A 25,346-nucleotide genomic window follows, 5' to 3' on the forward strand; every position below is an offset into this window, starting at 1 on the left:
GGAAACTCAGCGCAGCACGACCGGCGGCGTGTCGCCGTCGACCACGCCGTCGTCGTCGGCGTCGAGCACGTACTCGACCACGCCCGGCAGCGGCGTCAGCGTGGTGCCCGGGTTGTGGCTGCCGGGCGGCAGCGGCGGCAGGAACTGGTTGGACGTGAACTCGCCGGTGGTGTTGACGAGCACCACGGCCAGCCGCAGCCGCGCGCCCCGCGGCACCGCGCCGCCGGGGTACAGCGCCACCCACGGCACGAACGCCTCGAGCCCCTGCCCGGTCGCCGGCGCCATCGGCGTCGCGCGGGTGCGGACCGCCCCGAAGTTGATCGCGGCGCGCAGCCAGCCCAGGCTCTGGGGCTGGCCCAGCGGCGGGCGCAGCGCGCGGGCCCCGGCGTCGTCGCGGAAGTCCTCGACGTGCGGATCGCCGCCGCCGACCGACACGACCGCGAGGTCGGCGCCGAACGCGACCGCCGGCGCCGACACCCGCGACGCCGCCAGCACCCGGTCGACCGCGCCGATGACGTCGGTGACGCTGCCGGCCGGGCTGCTGAAGCCGGTGCCGGCGCCGGGGTCGACGTCGATCCAGACCTCGACGGTGTTGACGTCCCACGCGAACAGGCCCTCGACGCCGAGGTAGAGCCCGTCGGCGGTGGCGTCGAGCCACAGCGCGTCGAGCTGGTTCTGGCCGGCGCCGAACTCGCTGGCCACCTGCTGCACGACCGCGCGGTGGCGCAGGTCGCCGAGCTCGCCGTCGGGGATCGGCTCGCGGCCCGGCACGATCATCGCGCCGCGATCGAGCTGGGCCCGGGCGATCGCGTAGATCCAGCGATGATCGATCACCGCGCCGTCGACCAGCGCCGCGCCGGGGCCGTCGGCGAAGACCGGGACCCGGGCGTTGGTGTGGGCGCCCCAGCGCCAGCGCACCGTCGGATAGGTGCCGGCCGGCGCCGGCGCCACGACCTCGAGGCCGCCGCACTCGTGATCGGCCGTGACGAGCACCGTGGTGTTGCCGCGGGCCCGGGCCCAGGCCGCGACCGCGGCGACGGTGTCGTCGAACGCCAGCGTCTCCTGGACCGAGTCGATCAGATCCTCGGCGTGGCCGCCGTGATCGATCCGCCCGCCCTCGATCATGACGAAGAAGCCGTGGGGATCGCGATCGAGCGTGGTCAGCGCGGCCCGCGCCATGTCGAGCAACATCGGCTCGGTGGTGTCGGGGCGGCGGGCCGCGACGTAGGTCATCAGATCGGGCGTGAACACGCCGAACAGCCGCGGCACCCCGGCCGCGACCGCGGCCGAGAGCTCGGCGGCGGTGCCGACCCGGGTGTAGCCGGCCAGGTCGAGGTCGTCGTAGAGCCCGTCGTCGGCCCGCACCGAGCCGGGCCCCTGGGGCGCGAAGTACAGCGAGCCGCCGCCGAGCATCACGTCGGGGTGGGTCACCCGCACCAGCTGATCGGCGATGTCGACGAGCTGGCCGCGCGAGCCGACGTGGGCGGCGAACCCGGCCGGCGTGGCGTGGGGCAGCGTGGTCGTGGTCACCAGCCCGGTCGACCAGCCGCGGGCGTGGGCGCGCTCGACCAGGGTCTCGACCGCGACGCCGTGGCGATCGACGCCGATCGCGCCGTTGTAGGTGTAGACCCCGGTCGCCATCACGGTCGCGGCGGCGGCCGAGTCGGTGATGCCCGACGGGCTGCCGGTCCGGACCTGGCCGCGGTGCGGCAGCCCCTGCATCGCCAGGCGCCCGGTGGCGCCGTGGCGGTACAGCGACGCGGTGTCCAGCTGCCCGACGCCCATGCCGTCGCCGATGAGCAGGATCACCGCGGGCGCGGCCCCGACCCGAGCGTCGAGGCCGGCGTCGCTGGGCGCGTCGATCACGGCGTCGACGCCGGCGTCGGGCTCGGCCCGCCGCTGATCGCCGCACGCGATCGCCGCGAGCACGATCACGACCGCGGCTCGACGCATCGGAACAGTATCGCGCTGGCCGCGCGCGGGCGCTACGGCGAACAGGCCGGCATCAACGTCGCGCAGCTCGGGCGCGTGGCGCCGGTCACCACCGCCTCCGCCCACGCCAGGCCGTGCTCGATCTTGCGCTCGAGCACGGTGTCGTGGGTCGCGAACGTGTCGGTGCAGACGTCGGGGACGACGCCGTCAGCCTCCAGCTTGGCGATGTCGCACGCGGCCTCGCTGGCGGCCGGCATGACCTGATCGGCCAGCCCCTGGATCACCAGCACCGCGGCGCCGGCGGGATCGGCGGTGACGACGTTGGCGCCCAGCCAGGCGTGGAACGATCGGGCCGGCTCGACGCACCCGGCGGCGCCGTCGATGCAGGCGAGCATCGCGACGCGGAAGTCGCCGTCGATGAGATCGCGCAGGTGCGGCTGCTGGACGTCGAGCGCGCCGCCCAGCGGCACGGTGCACAGCGCCTCGATCTCGCCGACGAGGTCGGCGCGCTCGGCGGCCGGGAACGTCTCGGCGGCCCGGTCCGGACCGAGCCGGTTCGCGAACCAGCCGTAGTGGCGCAGCACCGCGACCGTCGGCGCCGACAGCCCGGCCAGGCTGGTCAGCAGATCGGGGTTGCGCAGCACCCGCTCGTACCCGAACGAGCCGACCCGGATCGGCCACTCGGGGGCGATCGCGACGACCGCGCGCAGCGTGCGCGCGCCGGTCAACTCGCGCTCGAGGCCCTGGGCCGACAGCACGACGCCGCCGCCCTGGCTGTAGCCCAGCGCGATCGTCGGGGCGCCGGTGACGTCGGGGCCCAGGAGCCGCGCCAGCGCGCGCGCGCCGTCGAACAGCTGCGCGGCGCCCTCGCGGTTGTCGAGGTACGCGTGGACGCCGTCGTTGCCGAGCCCGGCGAAGTCGGGCGCGATGACGGCGTAGCCGAGCCCGGCGAGCGGCAACGCCTGGTTGGCGTGCGGCAACGGCTCGCGCGCCGGCGCGCACGCGTCGGCGAGGCCCGAGGTCGAGCGCGCGACCAGCGCGATCGGCACCGGCAGCGCCCGCGGCACCGTCGGCAGGTACGCGGTGGCGGTGGTGATCGCCGCGGTGCCGTCGGCCCGGACCGTGCGGTAGGCCAGCTTGACGACGCGCGCGCCCGAGGTCGCGACGATCGTGGCGCCGGCCGCGTCGGCGGCGGCCTGCAGCGCCGCGGCGTCGAGGGTCGTGCCCGCCGCGCACCGGACCACCGCGCCGCGCTCGGCGGGCACCAGCGGGGGCAGCCCAGCCGGCGTCACGAACACCGCGGCCTCGTCGTCATCGCAGCCGGGCAGCGCGACCGCGTAGCCGGCGTCGACGGCGGGCGCCGCGTCGACGGCGGGCGCGGCGTCGAGCGCCACGGCCGCGTCCGCCCCTGGCGCGACGTCGTCGGCCGCCGGCGTGCCGCCGCAGCCGGCGGTGGCGATCGTCGCGGCGATGAGGAGCCTGCCTCGCATGCCCCGGGGCATACGATATTTGCCATTGCCATGCAAATAGATTCGAGCGCGCGGTCCCCGGACGACCGTCGCGGCACGCCGACGCTCGAGGCCCCGACGCCCCGACTCGGACTCGGTTCCGACTCGGTTCCGACTCGGTTCCGACTCGGTTCCGACCCGGTTCCGACTCCGGTTTTCCGGTTCCGCCTCCGGTTCCGGTTCCGGTTCCGGTTCCGGTTCCGGTTCCGGTCCCGACTCCGGTTCCGGTTCCGGTTCCGGTTCCGGTTCCGGTTCCGACTCCGGTTCCGGTTCCGACTCCGACTCCGACGCCGACGCCGACGCCGACGCCGGAGTCCCCCCTGCACCTGCCTGGGTTCGGCGACCAACCCTCTCGAATTTCAGATGTCGATCTTGTCGCCCGGGCCGTGGCTGCTGCCGCCGCTGCTGCCGCCGCTGCTGCCGCCCGAGCGCTTGACCAGCTTGATGTTGACCGAGGCGTCGCTGGTGTACGTCAACTTCTTGTCGTAGCTGCGATAGCCGGCGGCCTTGGCCACGACCCGCACCGTCTTCTTGCCGTTCTTGAGCTGGATCCCGATCGAGCCGCCGGTGACGAACGCGCCGTCCACGGTGATCGTCGCGTCCGCCGGTGTGACCGAGAAGGTCAGCGTCGCGGTCACGATCGCCGGCTGGGCGCTCCCCGATCCGCTTCCGACGGCGGAGCCCGCGCCGGAGCCCGCGGCGACGTCCGAGCCCGCGCCCGCGGCGACGCCCGAGCCCGAGCCCGAGCCCGCGGCGACGTCCGAGCCCGCGCCTGAGCCCGCGGCGACGTCCGCGCCCGAGCCCGCGGCGACGTCCGAGCCCGAGCCTGAGCCCGCGGCGACGTCCGCGCCCGCGCCCGCGGCGACGTCCGCGCCCGAGCCCGAGCCCGCGGCGCCGTCGGAACCCGCGGCCGGGCCGGCGGTGCCCGCGGCGACATCGGGGGTCGGCGCCGAGTCCGAGCCCGAGCCGGTCGTCGACGGGTCGGCGACGGCCTCGTCCTTCGCGGTGCCGAGGCCGAAGTACAGGCCCGAGAACGTGCCGGCGGCGACGCCGATCGACACGAGCACGGGCACGATCTTGGGGGTGCCGCCGCGGCGGGGTTGCATCGGTTGGCTCATGGATTCCTCGTTGGGCTACAGATCACCAGCGACGACCAGACCGCCGCCACCCGCTTGGACCCACGGGGCCAGGCGAACCTTGGGCGCGATCGCGTACTCGTCGAACGTCTCGCGGCGCTGGCGGGCGCGCTCGCCGTGGACGCGCGCCTTGGGTCGGTACACCTTCACGTAATAGAACGAGAGCACGCCGGCGGCGACGATCGTGCCGGCGATCAGCCCGTCGGTCACCAGCGCGAGCCGGCGCCCCGACACCCGCGCGTCCTCGCGATCCTGCGCAGTGCCGTCGGTGCTGGTGAAGTCGCCGTGGCGGCCGATCGCCATGATCCCGGCGGCGGTGGCGCCGCCGAGCAGCCCGACCGTGAGCGCGCCGCCGATGTACAGCGGCACCTTGCTCGGCGCGGGCGGCACGATGATCTCGGGCTTGGGCGGCGGCGGCGGCCGCGGTGGCTCGACGATGATCTCGATCGAGTTCAGCTCGAACGTGCGCTCGGACTCGCTGCCGGTCTCGACCGTCAGCGCCTGCTCGAGCGGCTGGTAGCCGTCGGCGGTGAACGACAGCGTGTAGTCGCCGGCCGGCAGGAACAGCGGATCGGCCAGCGGGCTCACGCCGATCTCGGTGCCGGACAGCGCGACGTGGGTGCCGTCCGGCACGATCACCAGCGAGACCACGCCGACGTTGAGCTTGGCGGCCTCGAGCCGACGCTCGGCGTCGGCCTTGAGCGCCGGATCGGGCTCCGCGACCTGGGTCAAGAACCGGCGGTAGTCGCGCGCGGCCTCGGCGGTGCGCCCGAGCTTGTCCAGGGCGATGGCGATCGGGAACAGGATCTGCGGGTTTGGCACCAGCTCGAACGCCTTCTGGTACGCGGCCAGCGCGCGCTCGTACTGGGCCTGGGCGTCCGCGGCCTTCTTGCGCCGCGTGAAGTAGTCGCCCTTCTTCAAGAACGCGTCGCCGCCGTCGAGCAGCTTGCGGGCCGCGGCCTTGGCCTCGGCCGGATCCATCGCTGGCGCCTCGTCGGGCTCGACCACGTCAGGATCGGCGTCGGGCCCGGCGTCCGGCGCCGGCTCGTCCGCGAGCGCCAGCGACGCCGCCGCGCAGATCATGACCATGACGATGCCCCCGAGGCGCATCCGGGTAGCTCCCATGGTGACAGTCTACACCGTCGGCGCGGCCCGGTCAGCCCCGGCGCAGCCCGCCGTGGACCTGGGTGACGTACGCGAGGGTCGCCAGCGGGTGCCCGACCAGGTGGAGCACGATCGACAGCATCGCGTCGCGCCCGCGCACCCGCACGTCGGGGGCGGCGTCGACCGCGCGCGCGTCGATCAACGGCACGTCCGCGAGCTGCTGCAGGTACGCCCGGGCCTCGTCGTCGAGCGGGCGCACGCCCAGCCCGGTCGAGCGAGCCGCGCACGCGCCGCACACGACGCCACCCCGCGCCGGATCGAACACCGCGCCGGCGCCGAGCTCGTGGGCCTCGCACGCGGCGCAGTGATCGAGCACCACCGCCGAGCCCAGCTGCGCGCACAGCGTCAGCTCGAACGCGCGCAGCAGCGACGGCGACGGGCCGGCCCCCAGCGCCCGCCACAGCTCGACCACCAGATCGAGCAGCGCCGGCTCGACGGCCTCGGGCGGCGCCAGCTCGCGCACCAGCTCGAGGGCGTAGCTCGCGTGCCCGAGCATGATCGGATCGCTGGCGAGCGCGCGGTGATCCTCGACCAGCTCGGTGCCCTCGAGGCTCCACAGCTCCGCGCCGCGCCGCCGCCGCCCGAGCGTGGCCGCGAGCACCGTCAGCATCTCGAGCCCAGCGGCGAACCGGCGCTTCGAGCGTCGGGCGCCGCGCGCGACCGCGCCCACCCGGCCGTGGCTGCGCGTGAACAGCGTGACGATCACGTCGGACTCGCCGACGGCGGTGCGCCCGAGCACGAGCGCGTCGGTGGTGAACGCGACCTCGGCGCCCCCGTCGGTCACGGGCACACGTCGGTCACGGGCACACGTCGGTCACGGGCGCACGTCGGTCACAGGCGGCCGCGCCGGCTCACCCGAGCTCGACCGAGGTCGGCGTCGGCGCGCGGGTGATCCCCTCGCCGGTCGAGCTCGGGCGCCGCATCAGGTACGACAGCGTCAGCGTGGCCACGATCAGCAGGATGATCACCGCGAGCGTCAGGCCGCCCTGGCGGCTCCCGCGCTCCTGGTCGAGCAGCGCCGGCGGCAGGAAGCTGCGCCAGCCGCCGTCGCGGGCCCGCGCGCGCTCCTCGCGGGCCTGCTCGGCCTCCTCGGGGTGATCGTCGTCGATCGTCAGGGTCGGGGCGGCCAGCGGACGGCTCAGCCGCGGCGGCACGATCCGCACTGACGACGACGCCCGCGGCGTCGGCTCGGTCACGACCGCCGCGAAGGCCACGGCCGCGGCCGCAGGCGTCGGGTCCACCACCTCGCTCGCCTCGCTCGCCTCGGCGACGGTCGGCGCAGTCGCCCCGAGCGTCGACACGCTCGCGACGGGCGGCACCGGCGACGGCTCGTCGAACAGCGCCTCGGCTTCGGCCCGCAGCTCCTCCGGCACGACCGCCGCGGCCATCTCGACGCTCTTGCGCACGAACCGACCGCGGGCGTCGCGCTCGCGCGCGCCGGTGACGGGGCCCGTGACGGTAGCCGCGCGGCGCGTCGTGCGCCGGGCGGGCGGTGCAGCGGCGATCTCGACGCTCGCCGCGGCCTCGACCACCGGCACGGCCTCGACGACCGGCGCGGCCGCGACGCTCGCCGCGGCCGCGACGACCTGCGCGGGCTGCTCGGCGGTGCTCAGGATGCGCGGGACCGAGGTCACCGGGGCCGCGGTCATCGGCCGGGCCGCCGACGACATCGGCGCGAGCGACGCCATCGAGTCGAGCAGCGCCTGGGCCTGCGGCGACGCCACCGGCGCGGCCTCGAAGCCACAGCCGCTGTAGCGCGCCAGGGCCTCGTCGACCGACAGGCCGACGCAGCGGGCGTAGCCGCGCAGGAAGCCCCGCACGAAGACGTCGGCCGGCAGCTCGTGCCAGCGCGCTTCCTCGAGACTGTCGAGGGTGCGCAGCGGGATCCGGGTCACGCGGGCCACCTGCTCGCGGGCGAAACCGCGGGCCTCGCGGCCCTGCACCAGCCACCGGGACAGCGCGCTGCGGGCGCTGGCGGTCTCGTCGGTGACGACGCCGTCAGAGGGCATGCGTCGGCCCGAAACCCGGGCCGCACGCTCCACCGCCGAGACCAGCGCGCCGCTCTTGCCGGGCGGGGTCGTCGGGGTCGTCGTCGGACTTGGGCCTCGAGGCGTGGCGCGGGTCACTCGGCGCCTCCTACGGTGAATGAAGCGGTGCGGCACTGGGCGGCGATACAGCTCGCCGGCGCGCGCGACAGGCACAGGGCCTGGGCCGCGCGCGCGTCGTCGAGGAGACCTTGTTCCAGTCGCGCCTTCATGAGGTAAAGAGCAGCTTCCTGCGGCGAGTGGCAGTCCGGTTGGTCGCTAACTTCCTGAAACTGCTCGGCGGCTTTTTCCCATTCTTCGCGGGCAAAGTAAACACGTCCGAGCCGATAAGTTGCCACGCACATCCCGGGCTGAAACTGCACCGCCTGGCGCAGCTCCTGAAGGCCGAAACCAGGTCGTTCTTGGCGAAGTGGGCCCAGCCCAGGTGGGCCCGCGTGAGCCCCGGGCTGACGAGCCGCGCCGGGTTGGACAGGGCCTGGTCGAACGCCTCCAGCGCCCGATCGGTGTCGCCGAGCAACAGCGCCGCGGTGCCGGCGTTGGACCAGGCCTCACCGAACTCCGGCGCGAGCGCGACCGCCTTGCGGAAGTCGGCCTCGGCCAGGCCCAGCTCGTCCTCGACCTCCTTGCGCAGCGCCTCGGCGTCGATGCCGGTCAGGCATCCCTCGACCTCGACCAGGCTCTGGGCCGCGATCGCCCGCAGGTGATGGACCAGGCCGCGGAGGTTGTAGGCCTCCTCGTTGGTGTTGAGGTACGCGATGGCCTTGTTGGCCTCGGCCTCGGCCGCCTCGAGCTGGTTCTTCAGCAGGAAGTCCCGGGCGAGCGCCAGCCGTGTCTCGCTCTTGGCGGGATTGCCCTCGGTCCGCGGACACGCGGTGGCAAACACGCTGGCCAGAAGTACAAAACTAAGCAGTTTTGACATGTTACGAGACTCGCGAGGGTGAGCTTGCCGACGGCGACGCGACTTTGTCAACCGTCTGGGGCGATCCCGCCTTTCCCGCCCGTCGTGATATTGAGGCGGGCATGACCGCGCCCGGCCCGCTCGACCCGACCCGCACCATGACCTTGACGTCGTCGGGCGGGACCACGCTCCACGCCGAGGCCTTCGTGCCCGAGGCGCCGCGCGCAGTCGCGCTGATGGTCCACGGCTACGCCGAACACTGCGGCCGCTACCGCGAGGTCGCGCACGTGCTCCACGACGCCGGGTGCGCGGTGCTGGGGTTCGACGTCCGCGGCCACGGGCGCTCGTCGGGCAAGCGCGGCTTCATCGGCAGCTTCCGCGAGTACCGCGAGGACCTCGACGCCGCCCGCGCCGCTGCGGCCGCGCTGGCGCCCGGCGCGCCGCTGTTCCTGGTCGCGCACTCGAACGGCTCGCTGATCAGCCTCGCGGCGCTGACCGACGCCGTCCCGTTCGCGTGCGTCGGCGCGGTGCTGTCGTCGCCGTTCCTGGCGCTGCGCCTGGCGGTGCCGGCGCCGAAGATCTGGCTGGCCCGGGCGGCCAGCACGATCTACCCGGCGTTCTCGCAGAAGAACGACCTACGCCCGACCGACCTCACCAGCGATCCCGCCAAGCAGGCCGAGCGCGTCGCCGACACGCTGTGCCATGACGTGGCCTCGGCGCGCTGGTTCACCGAGGCGCGCGCGGCCCAGGCCAAGGTCGAGGCCCACGCTGGGCGCATCGCGGTGCCGACGCTGTGGCTGATCGGCGGCGACGATCCCATCGCCGATCCCGTGGCGTCCGAGCGGATCGCCCGGACCGTGCCGGGCGCCGACGTCCGGGTGCTGGCCGGCTACAAGCACGAGGTCTGGAACGAGCGCGAACGGTCGGTGCCGCTGGCCGCGCTGGCCGAGTTCGCGCGCACGATCGCGGGCTGATCGCGGCGCTGATCGCGGGCTGATCGCGGGCTGATCGCGGGCTGATCGCGGGCGCGCGGGGGGGGGCGGCCGGCGCGGGGGGGCCGGGGGGCGCGGGGGGGCGCGGGGGCCCGGGGGGGGCGCGGGGCGGGGGGGGGGGCCGGGGGGGGGGGGGGGGGCTGGGCGGGGGGGGGGGGGGGGCTGGGGGGGCGGGGGGGGGCCCCGGGGGGGCCGGGGGGCCCCGGGGGGCGGGGGGGGGGCGGGGGGCGCGCGGGGGGGGGGGTCGCGGACGAATCACTCGTCGCCGGCGGCTGCTATACTCGCCGGGTGCTGCTCGCGTGCATGTGCAACCAACCCCAGCGTCTCGGCGAGGCGCTGGCGCCGCTCGGCCTCGCCGTGCCGGGGCCGGTCGGGCGATGGGCGATGGCGTGGGTGCACGGCGGCGAGATCCTGGTCGCGCGCACGCCGCGCCCGACCGAGGGTGACCTGGCGCTGGGGCCGGCCATGGCCGAGCCCCACAGCGACTGCGTGCTGGTCACGGCGCGCCCGACCAGCGACGCCGGCGATCCCGACGATCTGCCGCCGTTCCGGTTCCGGCGCTGGATGCTGTCCGAGGATCCCACCCTCGCGATCCCGGCCGAGGCGTGGGCGGCGCTCGTGTCCCACGTGCCCGACTTCCTGCGCCGCAACCTGCGCGGCCGCACCACCGCCGAGCTGACGCTGCACACGATCGTGGCGCTGCTCCACGATCAGGGCCGCGCCGACGATCTGACCCTGCGCATCGCCGATCTGGCGCGGGTCGTGGTCGAGGCCACCAGCCTGGTGCGCGACAGCACCGAGCGTGCCGGCCTGACGCCGAGCGGCGGCGTCGTGGCCGCGTCCAACAGCCGGGCGCTGGCGATCGTCGCGCGCGACCAGCCGCTGGCGATCCACGCGCTGCACGTGACCAACGATCGCGGCCAGCGCGATCCGTCGTTCCGCGGCGTGCTCGTCACCGCCGGGATGCCGCCGACGACCAGCTCCGACGATCCCGATGCGCGCGTGCCCGAGCTGGTGCCGGCCGGCTCGCTGGTCACGGTCAGCCGCGACCTGCACCTCACGATCGCCCCGCTCGGGCGATGACCGGGGGACGGTGTCAACGTTGACAACCTTCGGGGGCGACCCGGGCGCGCCCCGGGTGCGCGCGCGACCTGCCGGCGCAGCGGATCAGCTCGTCGGCCTCGGCCCGCGGGCCGGCCGTGCGCACGACCGCCTGCGCAGCGGACCAGCTCGTCGGCCTCGGCCCGCGGCGCCGGCACGATCGCCTGCTCAGCGGACCAGCTCGTAGGCCTCGGCCCGCTGGGCCTTGACGCCGCCCTTGCCCGCCGCCGCCGACGCGGGCGGCGCCGCGAAGTTGGCCTGGGCCGCGCCGGTGTAGCGGCGCACCTTGCGGTCGAGCTCGGCGTCGCCGAGATCCGCCGCGGTGGCCGACGCCTCGGTGGTACGGACCCGGAGGATCGTCTGGGCGCGGTCGATGTCGCCCTCGGCGTAGGCGCCGGCGGCCTCGTCGATCGCCATCGCGGTGCGGGCCTCCTCGACCATCCGGACGATCGCGCCGTCGCGGCCCCGCGCCACCAGCGCGGCGTCGGTGGTCACGGTCGCGCGGGCGTCGGCCGTGCGCTCGACCTGCCCGCCGCCGACCAGGCGGTAGCGCCAGGTGACCGCGGCCACGTCGACGGTGGCGGTCGCGGCCAGCTCGGTGCGCAGCCGCACGACGACCTTGGCGTGCTGGCCGGCGCGCAGATCCGACACCGGCACCCGGACCACGCCGGCGCTGTCGCGCTCGAACGGATAGCCGAGGACGCCGACGATGGTCACGCCCGGCGCCGCGGTCACGAGGACCTCGCCGGCGGCGATCACGGTCTGGCCGAGGCTGTCGAGCTCGCGCACGAACATGTCGGCCAGCGCGGTGCCGCGCTCGACGTAGTAGTAGTTGCCGCGGCCGGCCGACGCGATGCCGGCCATGACGTGCTCGTTGTACTCGACGCCGAGCCCGACCGCCGAGATCGAGACGCCCTGGGCGGCGCGGGTGGCGGCGAAGCGGATCAGCTCCGACGGGCGGGTGATGCCGTCGGTGGGCTTGCCGTCGGACAGGAGCACGACCCGCCGGACGTCGCGGGTCGAGCGGCGCAGCTCGTCGGTGCCGGCCCACAGGGCCGCCGAGATGCCGGTGTCGCCGCGGGCGACCAGCCGGTCGACCGCCGCCCGCAGCGCGGCCTTGCCGGCGGCGTCGGCCATCGTCAGCGGCACGTCGATGGTCACGTCGCTCGAGTAGCTGATCAGCGACGCCTCGTCGTCCGGGGCCAGCCGATCGATCAGCGTCAGCGCCGCGGCCTTGGCCTGGGCCAGGGCCTCACCCTCCATCGAGCCGCTGCGATCGATCACGATCGCGAGGCTGGCGGGCGTGCGCCGGGCCAGGTCCGCGGCCGGCGCGGTCAGCGCCACCGCGAGGTAGGTCTCGCTGGCGCCGGCCAGGACGTGGCTCGACGTCAACCCCACGACCAGGCCCTCGGCGGTCCGGGGCGGCGGCGCAGCCGGGCGCGGGCGCGGTCGCTGCGCCAGGAGCGCGGCGCCGATCGCGGCGGCCGCGGCGGTGGCCAGCACCAGGCCGGTGCGGAGGCGATGGCGACGGGGGGTTGCGACCGGGATCGACGTCATGACAAGGTCGAACGCACGCCCTGCCCCCGCGGATCTACTGGCCCCTTCCGCCCTGCGACCGCGAGCCGCGATCTCGGCACTTGACACGTCGCGTTATCGGAATAATGCTACGCGTCATGATGAACGCTCAGGATCGCAAGCGGCAGGAACGAGAAGCCCGTCGGCACCGTATCCAGGACGCAGCGCGCCCGGTCTTCTTCGAGCGCGGGTTCGCCCGCGCGTCGATCGAGGACATCGCGAAGCAGGCTCAGCTCTCGGTCGGTGCCATCTACCTGTACTTCAAGTCGAAGGAGGACCTGTACCTCTCGATCCTGGAGCGCAGCCTGCGGGCGGTCGGCGACAGCCTGGCCAGCGCCGACGACCCGCGGTCCGCCTGGGACACGCTGTCGGCCTGGCGCGCCGCCGAGCCCGAGAGCGCCCGGGCCCTGGCGATGGTGGCGCGGCCCGAGCTGCGCGCGACCCTGACCCAGGACGTGGCCGATGGCCTGGCCGTCGCGATCCACCAGGTGCGGTCGGCCCTGATCGCGTCGGTCACCCGCGCCGAGGCCAACCGGATCTACCGGACGTGTGACGCCGGCGCGGTCGGCGAGGCGCTGTGGGCGACGTTTCTGGGCGCGTGCGCGGTCGAGGCCGCCGCCGTCAACGTCGGTGGCTCGGCCCCGGTCGCCGCCGATCTGTTCGGCGTGATCGACGGCAGCCTGCGCGCGACCCAGGTCCGCGCCGCCGCCTGAGCGCACGGCGGGCGCCCGCTCACATCGAGCGGGCCAGGCCGAGCCCAGGGCCACAGGCCGAGCCCGGCGACGATCCAGGTCGGCGGCCGCCCGCTCACATCGAGCGGGCCAGGCCGAGCCCGGCGACGATCCAGGTCGGCGGCCGCCCGCTCACATCGAGCGGGCCAGGCCGAGCCCGGCGACGATCCAGGTCGACTTGTAGTCGCCCCAGTTGACGAACACCTCGAGCGGCGTCGCCGAGGTGTCGCGGATCGGGTTGACCTGGGGCGCGACGCCGACCGACGGATCGACGTGGCGCTCGCCCATCGTCGCGAACGCGAACACAAGGTCGACGTTCCAGCCACCGACGCGGTAGCCGAGGCCGCCGGCGACGAGGTGCTTGGCGCCGTCGACGGTCAGGACCGACAGGTACTCGGTCGGCGACGCCGCGGTCTCGTAGCTGTAGCCGGCGCGCACGGTCAGCGGCGTCGACGCGCTGGGCTGGCCCTCGACGCCGAGCTGGACCGCGTAGGTGTCGTCGAAGTTGCGCGGCAGGTGGATCGGCCCGAACTCGTAGGTGCCGACCCCGGGGGCGCCGACGATCCGCACGTCCTTGGGCTCGATCAGGATCTCCTCGTGGGCCGACCACAGCTCGACGTCGAGCGCGGCCTCGATGCGCCAGCGCCCGGGCCGGACCTCGACCCCGGCACGGATCGCCGCCGGGAGGGTCATCGAGACGTCGGCGCGGTCGCCCTCGACCGACGCGCCGTTGAAGAAGCCCGACGACGGCAGCCGCGACGACAGCGTGCCCTGCCCGCTCACCGACACCGGCAGCTGGAAGGCGGCGCCGAACGTGACCTTGTCGGTGGCGTCGAGCTGCAGCCCGACCGAGCCCGACGGCTGGAAGTAGCTCTGCTGCTCGATCCGGTTGAGCGAGTCGAACTCGGGGTCCTCGGGCGCGCACACGGTCTGGCCCGGGCAGCCCGACAGGACGATGTCCGAGGTCAGCGCGACCACGTGGTTCTGCAAGGTCGCGCCCAGGCGCAGCCGCTCGCCCACGCGCACGGCCACGCCGAAGCCGAGCGTCGCGATGATCGACTTCGACATGTCGACCGACGAGTAGCGCTGCGGCCCCTCGGCGTCGAACTTCGCCAGGCCCGCGTACGGCGCCCAGACGCCGCCGCCGACGATCACCTTGTCGTTGACGCGGTGGACGTAGGCCAGCGACGGCACCGGCAGCCCCGGCGCCTGGTTGGACACGCTGGGCTCGGCCCCGCCGCCCGAGTTGGTGCGGGCGTAGTCGGCCGACTGGTGCACGAACCCGGCGTCGGCGACGACGCCCCAGCGGCGCAGGTTGGCGAGGCCGGCCGGGTTGAACCACATCGCCGACGCGTCGTCGGCGCCGGCCACGAACGCGCCGGCGCGGCCGGTGGCGCGGACCCCGCGGGTGGGCAGGTACATGCCGCCGGCGGTGGCCAGCGACGGGAGGAGGACGGCCGCGACGGCGGTCGCGAGGGACAGGCGGGACATGTGGCTCACGGCGCTGGGGGCGGCTACAGGTTGCGCGACTTGATGATGGCGATGAACTTGCGCAGGCCCCGCTGCTCCTCGTCGAGGAAGTCGGCGACGCCGCCCAGGATCGAGCCGTAGTCCTCGGCGGTCAGGCGCTCGCCCAGGTCCTCGTACGGGCGGGCCCGCAGCACCTCCGTCAGCCCGTCGACCAGATCGCCGACCGCGGTCCGGCCCGGGCGATCCTCGTCGTAGAGGTTGACCATCATCCGCGCCAGCGCGCGGTTGTCGTCGACGGTCCGGGCCCGCTTGACGAACTCGAGGTGGGCCTCGAGCCAGCCCTTGTCGGCGCCGATCGACTGGCCGAGGATGTTGGCGATCGGGATCAGGTCGGCGTCGTCGAGCGCGAGCTGGGCGATGTCGGCGATCGAGGTCAGCGCCGCGACGAACGCCTCGTTGGCCTGGGCCTCGCTGACCAGGTACTGGAGCACGCGGTCGAGCTGGACCCGGGTCTCGGGCGCCGCCTGCAGCGACACGATGAAGTCGGCGGCGCCGGCGAACACCGGGCTGGTCACGAGGTCGAGCATGTCGGCGGGCAGGTCGGTGCCGAGCCAGCGGGCGCGATCGCCCGCGGCGTCGTGGGCGGCGAGCCGGAGCTGGGCCAGCTCGAGGCCGGCGTCGAGCACGCCGCGCACCCGCGGGTTCTTCCAGCGCCAGGTCGTGCCGACCAGCGCGCCCCGGAACAGCACGTCGACCAGCTCGCTGACCGACTCGGTCCAGGCCGCGCCCTCGGCGCCGGCGGCGCCCAGGCGCGCCTGCTTGCCACGGTAGGCGTCGGCCAGCAGGTGCCACGGCGACAGCGTCGCGACCGCGCGGCCGTCGGCGGTCGTGGTCGTGGTGCGGCCGGCGCGATCGGCCAGGCCGGCCTGGGGCGTCAGCAGGTACGCGAGCGCCGCGCGCACGATCGTCGGGTAGGCCTTGCCGCGCACGACCACGCGGTTGAGCGTCGGCGCGGTCGCGGTCAGGGTCTGCATCAGCGAGCCGTCGGCGAGGATGTCGGCGATCAGCGCCTCGTACTTCATCGCGCCGGTGCCCCAGACGTAGCCGGGCGACGCCGGCGCGGTCGACTGGTGGTTGATCGAGCTCCGGGTCGGCCAGTGCTTGTGCATCGCGACCAGGATGTCGACCAGCAGCTGCTCGGCGTTCTGGTCGGCGAAGGCCTGCACCACCGGCCGCATCTGGGCGTAGAAGCCGTCCTTCTCGAGCACCGGCAGCGTGCCGGCGTGCTGCGACTGGTAGAGGTCGCCCTCGCGGTCGCGCAGCGGGTCGATGATGTTGGTCAGGTACGACGGGGTCGGGTTGAGGAACAGCACCCGGTTGAGGGCCTCGGGGGTCGGGTGGCTGCGCATGCCGACGATGCCGACGGTGTCCTCGAGGAACTGATCGCCGCCGAACACGTCGAGCGACGTCGACACCAGGCCGCCCCAGGTGTAGTTGAAGTTGGCCTTGGGCCGCGGCCGCCGCCCCTGGCTGACGCAGCCCGCCGGCGTGGTCGCGGTCGTGGTGTTGCCGAACTCGCCGGCCGCGGTCTCGCACAGGTACTGGCCGCTGCCGTTCTTGGCGTAGGCCATCGACTGCATGTAGAACAAGGCCAGGTTGTCGACGCGGAACAGCGCGCACTCGTTGTAGGTGCCGAGCGTGATGCCGATGAACGGATCGACCACGCGCGCGCCCTGCTTGTTGCAGGCCCGGGCGCCGTTCGAGTCGGCGATCAGGTGCAGGAACCGCTGGAAGACCGAGCGGTCGTAGCTCGAGTCGTTGCGGGTGCGGTCGACCATCGTCGCGAACGACCCGGTCACCGCCTGGGTGGTCGGGTTGATGTCGAAGCGGTCCTTGTAGACCATCATCTTGCGGAACCGCTCGCCGAGCTGCGCCACCTCGGGCTGCTCGAGCGCGGTCATGAGCGCGGTGAACAAGGCCGGGTTGGCGGCGATCTGGCGCAGCACCGGGATCAGGTCGTCCCACAGCGGCGCGTCGGCGGCGACGGTGGCCTCGGGGTGGTTGTCGCCCTTGCGGAACGCGACCACCATCGCCTCGACCAGCCGGGCCAGCTCGGGCTCGCGGTTGGTGACCAGCTCGCGGCCCAGCGCCAGGGTGTCGACGATGCCGGGGTCGCGCAGCAGCTGGGTGTAGCCGTAGCCGAGGTCGAGCAGCGGCGACTGCGCGGTGTCGTAGCCGCGGTAGTCGAGGGTCTCGCCGTTGGCGTAGGTCCGGGTCACGCTCTGGCGCGCGCCGACCAGGGCCGAGGCGCCGCGCAGGAGGTCGAGCGCGGTGCCCTTGCCGGGGTCGAACAGCGCGAGGCCGTCGCGGGCCAGCGCCGCCAGCACGGTCGAGTCGAGGTCGACGTAGCGGTAGACCGGCGCGCCGCCGGCGGTGGCCAGGGCCCGGCCGGCGGGATCGCGGGTCGGCCACGGCAGCGCGACGTCGCCGTCGGGCACGTCGAACGGCGTCGGCGCGTCGATCGGCGCGCCCGCCGCGTCGACGAACCGGCCGATCGCGTCGATGTCCGCGGCGCCGTCGCCGTTCGCGGTCGACGAACGGCGGCGCGATCGCCGCGACCTGGGCCACGCCGCGGTAGTCGCGCAGGGTCAGCGGCGCCGTCGCCGACGTGCCGAGCAGCCCGCGCTCGCGCAGGAGGAAGTCGAGCGCGATCGCGAGCGTGCGGTTGCGATCGGCCGGGTTGGCCATGGGCGTGGCGGCGCGCAGGCTGGCGCCGATCGCGGCGACCAGGCGCTGCCACTCGCCGCGGGCGCTGCCGCCCTCGGTGATCGCGGTCGTGAGCGCGAGCAAGAGCTCGTCGAGCTCGGGGTAGCTCATGAACGCCTTCACCGCGCCCAGCGCCGGGCGCAGCGGCCGGTACCCGATCCGGTGGCCGAGCCGCTCGAGCGCGCCGACCGTCGGCGCGTCGTCCCTCATCAGCCGGAGCATGCCGATCAGCGCGTCGATGGCGCGCTGGCTGGTGTCGTCGTCGTAGAGCGCCAGGAAGTCGTTGTTGGTCAGGTACGCCTGCAGATCGGGCAGGTACCCGTCGGGGAAGATCGTGTCGACCGAGGTGATCAGCCGATCGCGCTCGACCAGCAGCGCCTTCATGCGATCGGTGGCGCTGTCGGGGGCGGCCAGGCCCTCGCGGCAGATGTCGCGGAACGCGTCGCCGCGGACGTCGGTGGTGCCGCCGTCGGCGAGATCGTCGGCGTAGGCGAAGCGCTTGCACACCAGGGTCAACACGGTCGTGCCGAAGCTGCCGTTGTCGACCGGGGTCCGGGACTCGTCGAGCGGCGACTTGCAGCCGCCGAAGACGAGCGTGGTGGTGGTGAGCAGGGCGATCAGGCGAGTGGGCAGGCTTGCGCGCGACATGGGGCACCTTCCTGGCGGGCCGGCGGGGCCGCGTCTGGACCGATCGAGGCTATGCGCCCTACTGACCTCGGGTCAATCGCCGTCGACGGCGGGGCGATCGTTCCGCCCGTAACCACCGTGCCGCCGCTCACATTTCCGTACAACTTCTCCTCCCCACAGAATGCCGCGGGCACCTGCACCGTCGTACCGGTATGTCGATCGATCCGGCGCTCGCGGCCCTGCCCTACCGGGTCGGCCCCTGCGTCGGGTCCGGCGGCGGCGGCGACGTCCACCAGGCCTGGACCGCTGACGGCGCCTGCGTCGCGCTCAAGGTCACCCACGGCGCCGACGAGCGCGCGGCGGCGCTGGCCGCGCGCGAGGTCGCGTGCGCTCGCCGGCTGCCGGGCCCGCACTTCCCGACCGTGCTCGCCGCCGGCCAGCTCGACGACGGCCGCACCTGGCTGGCGATGGAGTGGCTGCCCGGCGGCACCCTGGCGGACCGCCTGAGTGACCGCCCGGTGTCGGTGCCGGCGGTGGCGCGGCTGGGCGCCGAGCTGGCCCGGGCCCTGGCCGCGGCCCACGCCGTCGGCATCGTCCACCGCGATCTCAAGCCGGCCAACGTGATGTTTCGCAGCGACGGCCGCGCGGTGCTGGTGGACCTCGGCCTGGCCCGCGGCACCGACGATCCGGCCTCGAGCGCCACCTGCTGCGCGGGCACGCCGCTGTCGATGGCGCCCGAGCAGGTGCTCGGCGACCCGATCGGCCCGGCGACCGACCTGTACGCGCTCGGGGCGCTGCTGTACCGCCTGCGGGCCGGCCACGATCCGTTCTCCGGCTCGGCGCTCGAGCTGCAGCTCGCGCACCTCGGCCAGGAGCCGCCGCCGCTGCCGGCGACCGCCGAGCGCGGCGCCGACGCGCTGACCGGGCTGATCGGCGAGCTCATGCGCAAGCGCCCGGGTGATCGGCCGACGTCGGCGGCGACGACCGTGGCGCGGCGCCTGGCCGCGATCCGCGCGCCCGTCGTGGCGCGGCGCGCCGGGGCGCGTGGCCGCGGTGGCCGCGCTGGCGCTCGCGGCCGTCGCCACCCTGGCGCTGACCCCGGGGACCGCGCCGTGGCCGACGCTCGCGGCGCCTGCGATCGCCGCGCCGGCCGCGCCGACGATCGCGAGCCAGCCCTGGGTCGTCGCCGACACCGACGACTACACCCTGCGGGCGTCGTGGACCGACGGCGCGCGCGCGGGCGATCGGCTGAAGGTGCAGGTCGAGATCTGGGACGACGCCGGCGCCGCCCTGCCGCTGGCCGGCCTCGCGGGCGCGCTGCGCGATCCCGACGGTCACTCGGTCGGCGTCACCGGCGCCGCGCTGCGCGCGCTCGAGCTGCCGCTCGCGGGCGTGGGCGACTACGTGCTGACCGTGTTCGCCCCCGACGGCGACGTCACGCTGGCCGTCACGATCCCGGTCGGCCCGCCGCCGCAGAGCTGACCGCTCGCACCTCGCGCCTCGCACGGACCGCACCGGCCGCACCGACCACCGACCGCACCGGCCGCACCGCACCGCACCGCACCGCACCGACCGCACCGACCGCACCGGCCACACCGGCCACACCGGCCACACCGGCCGCACCGGCCGCACCGCACCGACCGCACCGACCGCACCGACCGCACCGACCGCACCGACCGCACCGACCGCACCGACCGCACCGACCGCACCGACCGCACCGACCGCACCGACCGCACCGACCGCACCGGCCGCGCGCGGTCCCGGCCCGGCGCTTGCTATCATGAGCGACCATGCGTGGTGCAAGCGTCGTGTTCGCGGTGATGTGGTGTTGTGCGGCATGTGGCGGCGGCGGTGTCGAGCCTGTCGACAGCGGCGCGATCGACGGCGGCGACGGCACCGACGGCGCGGTCGGCGCGTGGGCCGAGGTCGACGAGCTGGTCGCGACCCGGCTCGCGGCCAACGGCGATCCGCCGGCGGCGCTGGTGGTCTACGACGCCGACGATCAGGTGGTGTACCGGCGCGGCTGGAACGGGTTCACCACCGACCAACGGGTGGCGGTGGCGTCGGCGTCGAAGCTGGTCTCGGGCCTGGTCCTGTTCGAGGTGATCCGCACCGGCGTGCTGTCGCTCGACTCGACCACCGGCGCGGTCCTGGGCTGGACCGGCCCCACCGCCGCGATCACCCTCCGGCACCTGCTGTCGTTCACGTCGGGGCTGGCCCGCGAGCACAGCTGCACCCTGCAGGCCGGCATCACGCTGGCCGCGTGCGTCGACGCGATCGCCGCGGACCCGCCGACCGCGGCGCCGGGCGCGCGGTTCGACTACGGCTCGACCCACCTACAGGTCGCGGCGCGCATGGCCGAGGTCCGCACCGGCCAGAGCTGGAACGCGCTCTACCGCGAGGTGCTGGCTGATCGGCTGGCGTTGCCGCCCGAGGTCACGTACTTCACCGCGCCGCGCCAGGCGTTCGGGCAGCTCAACCCGCTGGTCGCCGGCGGCCTGCGCGCGTCGATGGACGAGTACGCGCGCGCGCTGGCGCTGGCGTTCCACCGCGGCGTGACGCCAGCCCTGACGATCGGCACGCCCGAGCTGTTCGACGCCCAGACCTCCGAGCCGTACCCCGACGCGGTCATCGGCGTGTCGCCGGTGGCCAACCACGGCCTGCCCTACCACTACGGGCTGACCGCGTGGCTCGAGTGCGCGCCGCCGGCCAGCGCGTGCTCGGTGCTGAGCTCGCCGGGCGCGTTCGGCTTCACGCCCTGGCTCGATCGCGCCACCGGCTACTACGCGATCCTCGGCATGGAGCTCGACGGCACGCCCGGCGACGGCATCGTCAACTTCGCGGTCACGCTCGAGCAGGCGCTGCGGCCGCTGATCGCCGCGCGCGTCGCCGGGCCGTGACGGCGCGCCCGGCGGTTCAGGCCGCGATCAGTCGGCACGGCGGATCGGCCCGCGGTCGGTCGGCGCGCCCAGCGGATCAGCGCCCAGTCCGCGGATCGCGCTCGATCGGTCCGCGCTCAGTCCGCGCGATCGGTGAGCACCGACTCGGCCTCGGGGCAGCCGTCGCTGTCGAGGTAGCCGTCGAGATCCTCGGGCTCGTCGGGGCACCGATCGAACTCGTCGTCGATGCCGTCGCCGTCGTTGTCGGGGTCGGGGCAGCCGTCCCAGTCGTCGTGGCCGTCGCGATCCTCAGGCGTGCGCCAGCACGCGTCCTGGCCGTCGCGGACGCCGTCGCCGTCGCGATCGTGGATCGGGTCCTGATGGAAGGTCACCTGCGCGATCAGCCGGTAGCCTGGCGACCCGATCTCGGCCGAGGTCAGGCCGCCGCCCGCCGCCACCGCCACCGACCAGCAGTGCGCGACGTCGACGCGCAGGCCGAGCCGGGCCTCGGCCGGCGATGGCCCGCGGGCGCCGGTGCCGGCGTCGTCGCCGAGCGCGGCCTCGAGCTCGGCCAGGACCCACGCGCGATCGGCGCCACCGAACTGACGCCCGAGCGCGCCGAACCGGGCCGCGGCGCCGAGCGAGCCGACCAGCTCGTTGCCGTGCGGCCGCGCCGGCGACAGCAGCACGACCTCCTCGGTGCGCAGCCGCAGGCCGGCGCCGCCGGTGAGCGCGAACCTCGGCGTGCGGTAGCCGGCGCGCAGGCCCCAGGCGAGCACCGGCCCGGCCTCGCCGGCGAAGTCGCCGTCGTCGCCGGTCGGGATGGTCAGCGCGACCGCCACGCCCGCGGCCAGCCCGAGCGCGCCGGGCTCCCCGACGATGCGCGCGCGCCCGTGCAGGCGCACGTCGCCGGCGACGGCCCGCTGCAGCGGCGTCTCGGACAGGCCGATGCCGGTCAGGCGGTCGCCCCACTGCAGCGCGGTCGGCAGCGCCAGGCCGACCAGGTAGCGCCCGCCCAGGCCGCGGGCGATCGCCAGCTCCTGGCCCCAGCGCAGCCGCACCGGCGCCCGCTCCTCGGCTCCGGTCGCCAGCGACCGCAGCACGATCGGCCGCGACGCGATCCAGGTCGAGCCGGTCACGACCCAGCGCCCGGCGGCCGGCACGTCGGGGTCCTCGAGGCCGATCCACAGCGCGCTGCCCGGCGCGGGCATGAAGCGCTCGACCGAGAACGCCGGCTTGGACGCGACCGCGACCTGGGCGTGGGCGACGCCGCTGGCGATCGCGAGCGCCAGGCCGATCGCCGACGTCGCGATCGCGGTCCTCACCGGTCGCCCTTCGGATCGAGCGCGCCCTCGTAGAGCTTCACCGGCGACACGTGCCGGTAGCGCAGCACCTTGGTCCGCAGCGTCGCCGCGTGATCGAGCACCGCCCGGCGATCGCCGCCGGCGGCGGTGAGCCGGCGGGCCTGCTCGACCAGCGCGTCCCGGGTCCCGCGCGGGTGGTAGAGGATCGCGCGCCCGAACCAGACCCGCTCGGCGAAGCCGATCACCCGCAGCTCGGCGACCTCGCCGATCGCGACGCCGTGCAGCTCGCGCGGCTCGGTGACCCGGACGTGGGCGCCGCCCAGCAGATCGAGCAGCTCGACCCAGCCCGCGCCGAGGCGCTCGACCGACCAGAGGCTCCGGTGCGAGGTCAGCCACGCCGCGATCGCGCCCGCGCCGGCGTCGTCACCCGCGGCCCGCGCCGCGGCCAGCGCGTCGACCGCGACCGGCGCGGCCTGGCCGACGCCGACGTGCTCGAGCACGAACCACTCGATGAAGCTCGCGCTCCAGGTCTCCCACAGCTCCTCCTCCTGGAACACCTTGCCGCGGCGCTCCTCGAACCGCTGCCGCGCCGCCAGCACGAGGTCGGGGTCGCGGGTGCCGGCGGCCACGAGCCGGTCGAACACGTCGTTCAGCTGCACCGCGGCGCTGGCCGTCGCGACCGGCGCCCCATCGGTGGACGCCGCGGTGGTCACCGCCCGGCCCGCATCGCCTGGCGGAAGCGCGCGAACAGGTAGTGCGCGTCGTGCGGCCCGGGGCTGGCCTCGGGGTGGTACTGCACGCTGAACACCGGCCGCCCGTCGACGGCCAGGCCCTCGACGGTGCCGTCGTAGAGGTTCACGTGGCTGACCCGGACGCCCGGCGGCAGCGAGTCGGGATCGACCGCGAAGCCGTGGTTCTGCGCGGTGATCTCGACCTTGCCAGTGGCGAGGTCGGCGACCGGGTGGTTGCCGCCGTGGTGGCCGAACGGCAGCTTGAAGGTGCGCGCGCCCAGCGCGAGCCCCAGGATCTGGTGGCCCAGGCAGATGCCGAAGAGCGGCCGGTCGGCGGCGAGCAGCCCCCGGACCGCGTCGATCGCGTAGGTCACCGCCGCCGGATCGCCGGGGCCGTTGGACAGGAACACCCCGTCGGGCGCCAGCGCCAGGACCTCGTCGGCCGAGGTCGTCGCCGGCACCACCGTCACGTCGCAGCCCGACGCCACCAGCCGCCGCAGGATGTTGCGCTTGATCCCGAAGTCGAACGCGACCACGTGATCGCGCCGACCGTCGACCGCCGGGGCCGGCGCGGCGTCGTCCGCGTGCCAGGCGGGCTGGGTCCAGGTGTAGCGGGCCGCGGTGGTCACGCGCGGCACCAGATCGAGCCCGTCCATCAGCGGCTGCGCGCGCACCTCGGCCAGGAGCGCGGCCAGCTCCTCGGCGGTCGCCGGCGCCGGCGCGATCGCGCCCCGCATCGCGCCCTCGGTCCGCAGCACCCGGGTGATCGCGCGGGTGTCGAGGTCGTCGATGCCGGCGACGCCGTGGGCGGCGAGGTGGGCGTCGAGCTCGTCCTCGGATCGCCACGACGACGCGCCGGTGTACTCGCGCACGACCAGGCCGGCGCACACCGGGGTCGCGGCCTCGGCGTCCGCGACGTTGACGCCGACGTTGCCGATCTGGACCGCGGTCATCACGACGATCTGGCCGCAGTACGACGGATCGCTGACGATCTCCTGGTAGCCGGTCAGCGACGTGTTGAACACGACCTCGCCGTGGCTGACCCGGCGCGCGCCGAAGCCGCGCCCGGGGAAGCTGCGGCCGTTCTCGAGCACCAGGATCGCCGGAAACGTCACGCCAGCCTCCGATCGCGGTCGCAGGTCGCGACGCCGCCGAACAACGTCAACACGGCCCGCCCGACCAGCGCCTGGCCGGTGAGCGGAGAGTTCTTGGACTTGCCGACCAGCTCGTCGGGGCCGACCGTCCAGGCCCGGGCCGGGTCGACGATCGCCAGGTCGGCGCGGCCGCCCACGGCGATCGTCCCGGCGTCGCCGAGCGCGAACACCCGCGCCGGCGCCGAGGTCAGGGCCGCCAGCGCCCGCGCCAGCGGCAGCTCACCGCGGGCCACCAGCCCCAGCACCAGCGCCAGCGTGGTCTCGAGGCCGACCGCGCCGGGCGCGCCCTCCTCGAACAGCCCCTCCTTCTCGGTCAGCGCGCACGGCGTGTGATCGGTCGCGATCGCGTCGAGGGTGCCGTCGATCAGGCCCGCCAGCAGCGCCTGGCGATCGGCCTCGGACCGCAGCGGCGGCAAGAGCCGGGCCTGCGGGTCGTAGGTCGCGCACGCGGCCTCGGTCAGCGCCAGGTGCAGCGGGCTGACCTCGGCGGTGATCGGCAGGCCGCGGCGCTTGCCGTCGCGGATCAGCTCGACGGTGCGCGCCGCCGACACGTGCGCGACGTGGTAGCGGCCGCCGGTGCCGCCGACGATCTCGAGGTCCCGGGCGACCATCGCGGCCTCGGCCATCGCCGCGTGCGCGCGCAGGCCGATCCGCGTCGACAGCGCGCCCTCGTGCATGACCCCGCCCTCGGCCAGGTGCGCGTCCTCGGCGTGCTGCACCAGCGTCAGGTCGAACGTGCGCGCGTACTCGAGCGCGCGGCGCAGCACCGCGGCGTCGGCCACCGGGCGATCGCCGTCGGCGACCGCGACGATGCCGCCGTCCTTCATGTCGGCGATGTCGGCCAGCCGCTCGCCGCCGAGGCCGCGGGTGATCGCCCCGATCGGCCGGACGTGGGCCAGGCCGATCTCGGCGGCGCGGCGCACGATCAGCTCGGTGACCGTGCGCTGGTCGTTGACCGGCGCGGTGTCGGGCATCGCGCAGATCGTCGTGTAGCCGCCGTGGGCCGCCGCGCGCGCGCCCGAGGCCAGGTCCTCCTTGTGCTCGGCGCCCGGCTCGCCCAGGTGGGTCCGCAGGTCGACGAGCCCCGGGACGATCCACAGGTCGGCCACGTCGACCTCGCGGCCGCCGCGCAGGCCCGGGCCGATCTCGACCACGCGCCCGGCCCGGACGCGGACGTCGGCGGCGACGTCACGCCACGCCCCCGCGGCTCCCGGCCCCGAGGGCTCGGCACCGAGGACACGACCGCCGCGCAAGACGAGGTCCATCGGGTGGGCGTCTTACCCCGGGGCCGCCGCGAGATTCAAGCGCTCTGGAGGCGAAGGCGCGTCGCGAC

At 75.1% G+C, this 25,346-nt stretch carries 21 protein-coding genes and 1 pseudogene; 7 read left to right on the plus strand and 15 right to left on the minus strand.

Features of this window, described 5'->3' with window-relative positions; genetic code table 11:
* Positions 1-6: 6 nt before the first annotated feature.
* From IPL61_38800 to IPL61_38830, 7 genes are all read right to left on the minus strand, one after another.
* Complete coding sequence (locus IPL61_38800; protein MBK9037134.1) at positions 7-1,953, minus strand: alkaline phosphatase; 1,947 nt, start codon at positions 1,951-1,953, stop codon at positions 7-9.
* 32 nt (positions 1,954-1,985) lie between these two features.
* A complete protein-coding gene (locus IPL61_38805; protein MBK9037135.1) occupies positions 1,986-3,422 on the minus strand; it encodes a hypothetical protein in 1,437 nt (478 codons plus the stop codon).
* Positions 3,423-3,799: 377 nt separating this feature from the next.
* Entirely contained in the window at positions 3,800-4,546 is a 747-nt protein-coding gene (locus IPL61_38810) for a PEGA domain-containing protein (protein MBK9037136.1), read from the minus strand.
* A gap of 27 nt (positions 4,547-4,573) precedes the next feature.
* Positions 4,574-5,701, minus strand: a complete 1,128-nt coding sequence (locus tag IPL61_38815; protein MBK9037137.1) for a PEGA domain-containing protein — start codon at positions 5,699-5,701, stop codon at positions 4,574-4,576.
* Between the two features lie 31 nt (positions 5,702-5,732).
* Positions 5,733-6,524, minus strand: a complete 792-nt coding sequence (recO, locus tag IPL61_38820) for a DNA repair protein RecO (protein ID MBK9037138.1) — start codon at positions 6,522-6,524, stop codon at positions 5,733-5,735.
* Between the two features lie 67 nt (positions 6,525-6,591).
* Entirely contained in the window at positions 6,592-7,866 is a 1,275-nt protein-coding gene (locus IPL61_38825; GenBank protein ID MBK9037139.1) for a helix-turn-helix domain-containing protein, read from the minus strand.
* Between the two features lie 127 nt (positions 7,867-7,993).
* A complete protein-coding gene (locus tag IPL61_38830) occupies positions 7,994-8,704 on the minus strand; it encodes a hypothetical protein (protein MBK9037140.1) in 711 nt (236 codons plus the stop codon).
* Between the two features lie 101 nt (positions 8,705-8,805).
* On the opposite strand from IPL61_38830, the gene IPL61_38835 reads away from it, so the two are divergent.
* Positions 8,806-9,657, plus strand: coding sequence for an alpha/beta hydrolase (locus tag IPL61_38835; GenBank protein ID MBK9037141.1), 852 nt, complete (start codon positions 8,806-8,808; stop codon positions 9,655-9,657).
* A gap of 306 nt (positions 9,658-9,963) precedes the next feature.
* The gene (locus IPL61_38840) at positions 9,964-10,758 is read left to right on the plus strand and encodes a hypothetical protein (GenBank protein ID MBK9037142.1); all 795 of its coding nucleotides are present in this window, start codon (positions 9,964-9,966) and stop codon (positions 10,756-10,758) included.
* Positions 10,759-10,944: 186 nt separating this feature from the next.
* Here the strand turns inward: IPL61_38840 and IPL61_38845 are convergent, their stop codons facing one another.
* The gene (locus IPL61_38845; protein ID MBK9037143.1) at positions 10,945-12,333 is read right to left on the minus strand and encodes a VWA domain-containing protein; all 1,389 of its coding nucleotides are present in this window, start codon (positions 12,331-12,333) and stop codon (positions 10,945-10,947) included.
* A 116-nt stretch (positions 12,334-12,449) separates the two neighbouring features.
* Here IPL61_38845 and IPL61_38850 point away from each other — a divergent pair, with 116 nt between their 5' ends.
* On the plus strand, positions 12,450-13,064 hold the full coding sequence (locus IPL61_38850) for a TetR/AcrR family transcriptional regulator (protein MBK9037144.1): 615 nt from the start codon (positions 12,450-12,452) through the stop codon (positions 13,062-13,064).
* Between the two features lie 150 nt (positions 13,065-13,214).
* Here the strand turns inward: IPL61_38850 and IPL61_38855 are convergent, their stop codons facing one another.
* Together IPL61_38855 and IPL61_38860 are read right to left on the minus strand one after the other, a co-directional pair.
* Positions 13,215-14,573 (minus strand): outer membrane protein transport protein, encoded by a 1,359-nt coding sequence (locus IPL61_38855; protein MBK9037145.1) that lies wholly within the window; start codon positions 14,571-14,573, stop codon positions 13,215-13,217.
* A 23-nt stretch (positions 14,574-14,596) separates the two neighbouring features.
* On the minus strand, positions 14,597-17,050 hold the full coding sequence (locus IPL61_38860) for a hypothetical protein (protein ID MBK9037146.1): 2,454 nt from the start codon (positions 17,048-17,050) through the stop codon (positions 14,597-14,599).
* 377 nt (positions 17,051-17,427) lie between these two features.
* Here IPL61_38860 and IPL61_38865 point away from each other — a divergent pair, with 377 nt between their 5' ends.
* The 3 genes and pseudogenes from IPL61_38865 to IPL61_38875 all read left to right on the plus strand — a co-directional run bounded on the left by IPL61_38865 (position 17,428) and on the right by IPL61_38875 (position 19,427).
* On the plus strand, positions 17,428-17,586 hold the full coding sequence (locus tag IPL61_38865) for a hypothetical protein (GenBank protein MBK9037147.1): 159 nt from the start codon (positions 17,428-17,430) through the stop codon (positions 17,584-17,586).
* A 571-nt stretch (positions 17,587-18,157) separates the two neighbouring features.
* Positions 18,158-18,922 (plus strand): annotated as a pseudogene (locus IPL61_38870) (serine/threonine protein kinase).
* Between the two features lie 76 nt (positions 18,923-18,998).
* The gene (locus tag IPL61_38875) at positions 18,999-19,427 is read left to right on the plus strand and encodes a hypothetical protein (protein MBK9037148.1); all 429 of its coding nucleotides are present in this window, start codon (positions 18,999-19,001) and stop codon (positions 19,425-19,427) included.
* Here IPL61_38875 and IPL61_38880 read toward each other — a convergent pair.
* Entirely contained in the window at positions 19,393-19,737 is a 345-nt protein-coding gene (locus IPL61_38880; GenBank protein MBK9037149.1) for a hypothetical protein, read from the minus strand. The genes IPL61_38875 and IPL61_38880 overlap by 35 nt on opposite strands.
* Positions 19,738-19,765: 28 nt before the next feature.
* On the opposite strand from IPL61_38880, the gene IPL61_38885 reads away from it, so the two are divergent.
* A complete protein-coding gene (locus IPL61_38885; protein ID MBK9037150.1) occupies positions 19,766-20,845 on the plus strand; it encodes a beta-lactamase family protein in 1,080 nt (359 codons plus the stop codon).
* 116 nt (positions 20,846-20,961) lie between these two features.
* On the opposite strand, the gene IPL61_38890 is transcribed toward IPL61_38885, so the two are convergent.
* From IPL61_38890 to IPL61_38905, 4 genes are read right to left on the minus strand one after another with little or no spacing between them, the layout of a single operon-like run.
* Positions 20,962-22,149, minus strand: a complete 1,188-nt coding sequence (locus tag IPL61_38890; GenBank protein MBK9037151.1) for a hypothetical protein — start codon at positions 22,147-22,149, stop codon at positions 20,962-20,964.
* Positions 22,146-22,841, minus strand: coding sequence for a hypothetical protein (locus tag IPL61_38895; GenBank protein MBK9037152.1), 696 nt, complete (start codon positions 22,839-22,841; stop codon positions 22,146-22,148). The genes IPL61_38890 and IPL61_38895 overlap by 4 nt, the downstream gene beginning before the upstream one ends.
* Positions 22,838-23,953: a glutamine-hydrolyzing carbamoyl-phosphate synthase small subunit gene (carA, locus tag IPL61_38900; protein ID MBK9037153.1), complete on the minus strand. Its 1,116-nt coding sequence runs from the start codon at positions 23,951-23,953 to the stop codon at positions 22,838-22,840. Before carA ends, IPL61_38895 begins: the two co-directional genes overlap by 4 nt.
* A gap of 17 nt (positions 23,954-23,970) precedes the next feature.
* On the minus strand, positions 23,971-25,278 hold the full coding sequence (locus IPL61_38905) for a dihydroorotase (protein ID MBK9037154.1): 1,308 nt from the start codon (positions 25,276-25,278) through the stop codon (positions 23,971-23,973).
* Between the last annotated feature and the right edge of the window lie 68 nt (positions 25,279-25,346).

The sequence above is a fragment of the Myxococcales bacterium genome (assembly GCA_016717005.1).
Lineage (GTDB): Bacteria > Myxococcota_A > Polyangia > Haliangiales > Haliangiaceae > UBA2376.

Coding starts and splice junctions, on each gene's coding strand:
- IPL61_38800 (MBK9037134.1), bottom strand. CDS start 1,953: ATGCGTCGAGCCGCGGTCGTGATCGTGCTCGCGGCGATCGCGTGCGGC.
- IPL61_38805 (MBK9037135.1), bottom strand. CDS start 3,422: ATGCGAGGCAGGCTCCTCATCGCCGCGACGATCGCCACCGCCGGCTGC.
- IPL61_38810 (MBK9037136.1), bottom strand. CDS start 4,546: ATGCAACCCCGCCGCGGCGGCACCCCCAAGATCGTGCCCGTGCTCGTG.
- IPL61_38815 (MBK9037137.1), bottom strand. CDS start 5,701: ATGGGAGCTACCCGGATGCGCCTCGGGGGCATCGTCATGGTCATGATC.
- IPL61_38830 (MBK9037140.1), bottom strand. CDS start 8,704: ATGTCAAAACTGCTTAGTTTTGTACTTCTGGCCAGCGTGTTTGCCACC.
- IPL61_38835 (MBK9037141.1), top strand. CDS start 8,806: ATGACCGCGCCCGGCCCGCTCGACCCGACCCGCACCATGACCTTGACG.
- IPL61_38845 (MBK9037143.1), bottom strand. CDS start 12,333: ATGACGTCGATCCCGGTCGCAACCCCCCGTCGCCATCGCCTCCGCACC.
- IPL61_38850 (MBK9037144.1), top strand. CDS start 12,450: ATGATGAACGCTCAGGATCGCAAGCGGCAGGAACGAGAAGCCCGTCGG.
- IPL61_38855 (MBK9037145.1), bottom strand. CDS start 14,573: ATGTCCCGCCTGTCCCTCGCGACCGCCGTCGCGGCCGTCCTCCTCCCG.
- IPL61_38865 (MBK9037147.1), top strand. CDS start 17,428: ATGAACGCCTTCACCGCGCCCAGCGCCGGGCGCAGCGGCCGGTACCCG.
- IPL61_38880 (MBK9037149.1), bottom strand. CDS start 19,737: ATGGTCGCTCATGATAGCAAGCGCCGGGCCGGGACCGCGCGCGGCCGG.
- IPL61_38885 (MBK9037150.1), top strand. CDS start 19,766: ATGTGGTGTTGTGCGGCATGTGGCGGCGGCGGTGTCGAGCCTGTCGAC.
- IPL61_38905 (MBK9037154.1), bottom strand. CDS start 25,278: ATGGACCTCGTCTTGCGCGGCGGTCGTGTCCTCGGTGCCGAGCCCTCG.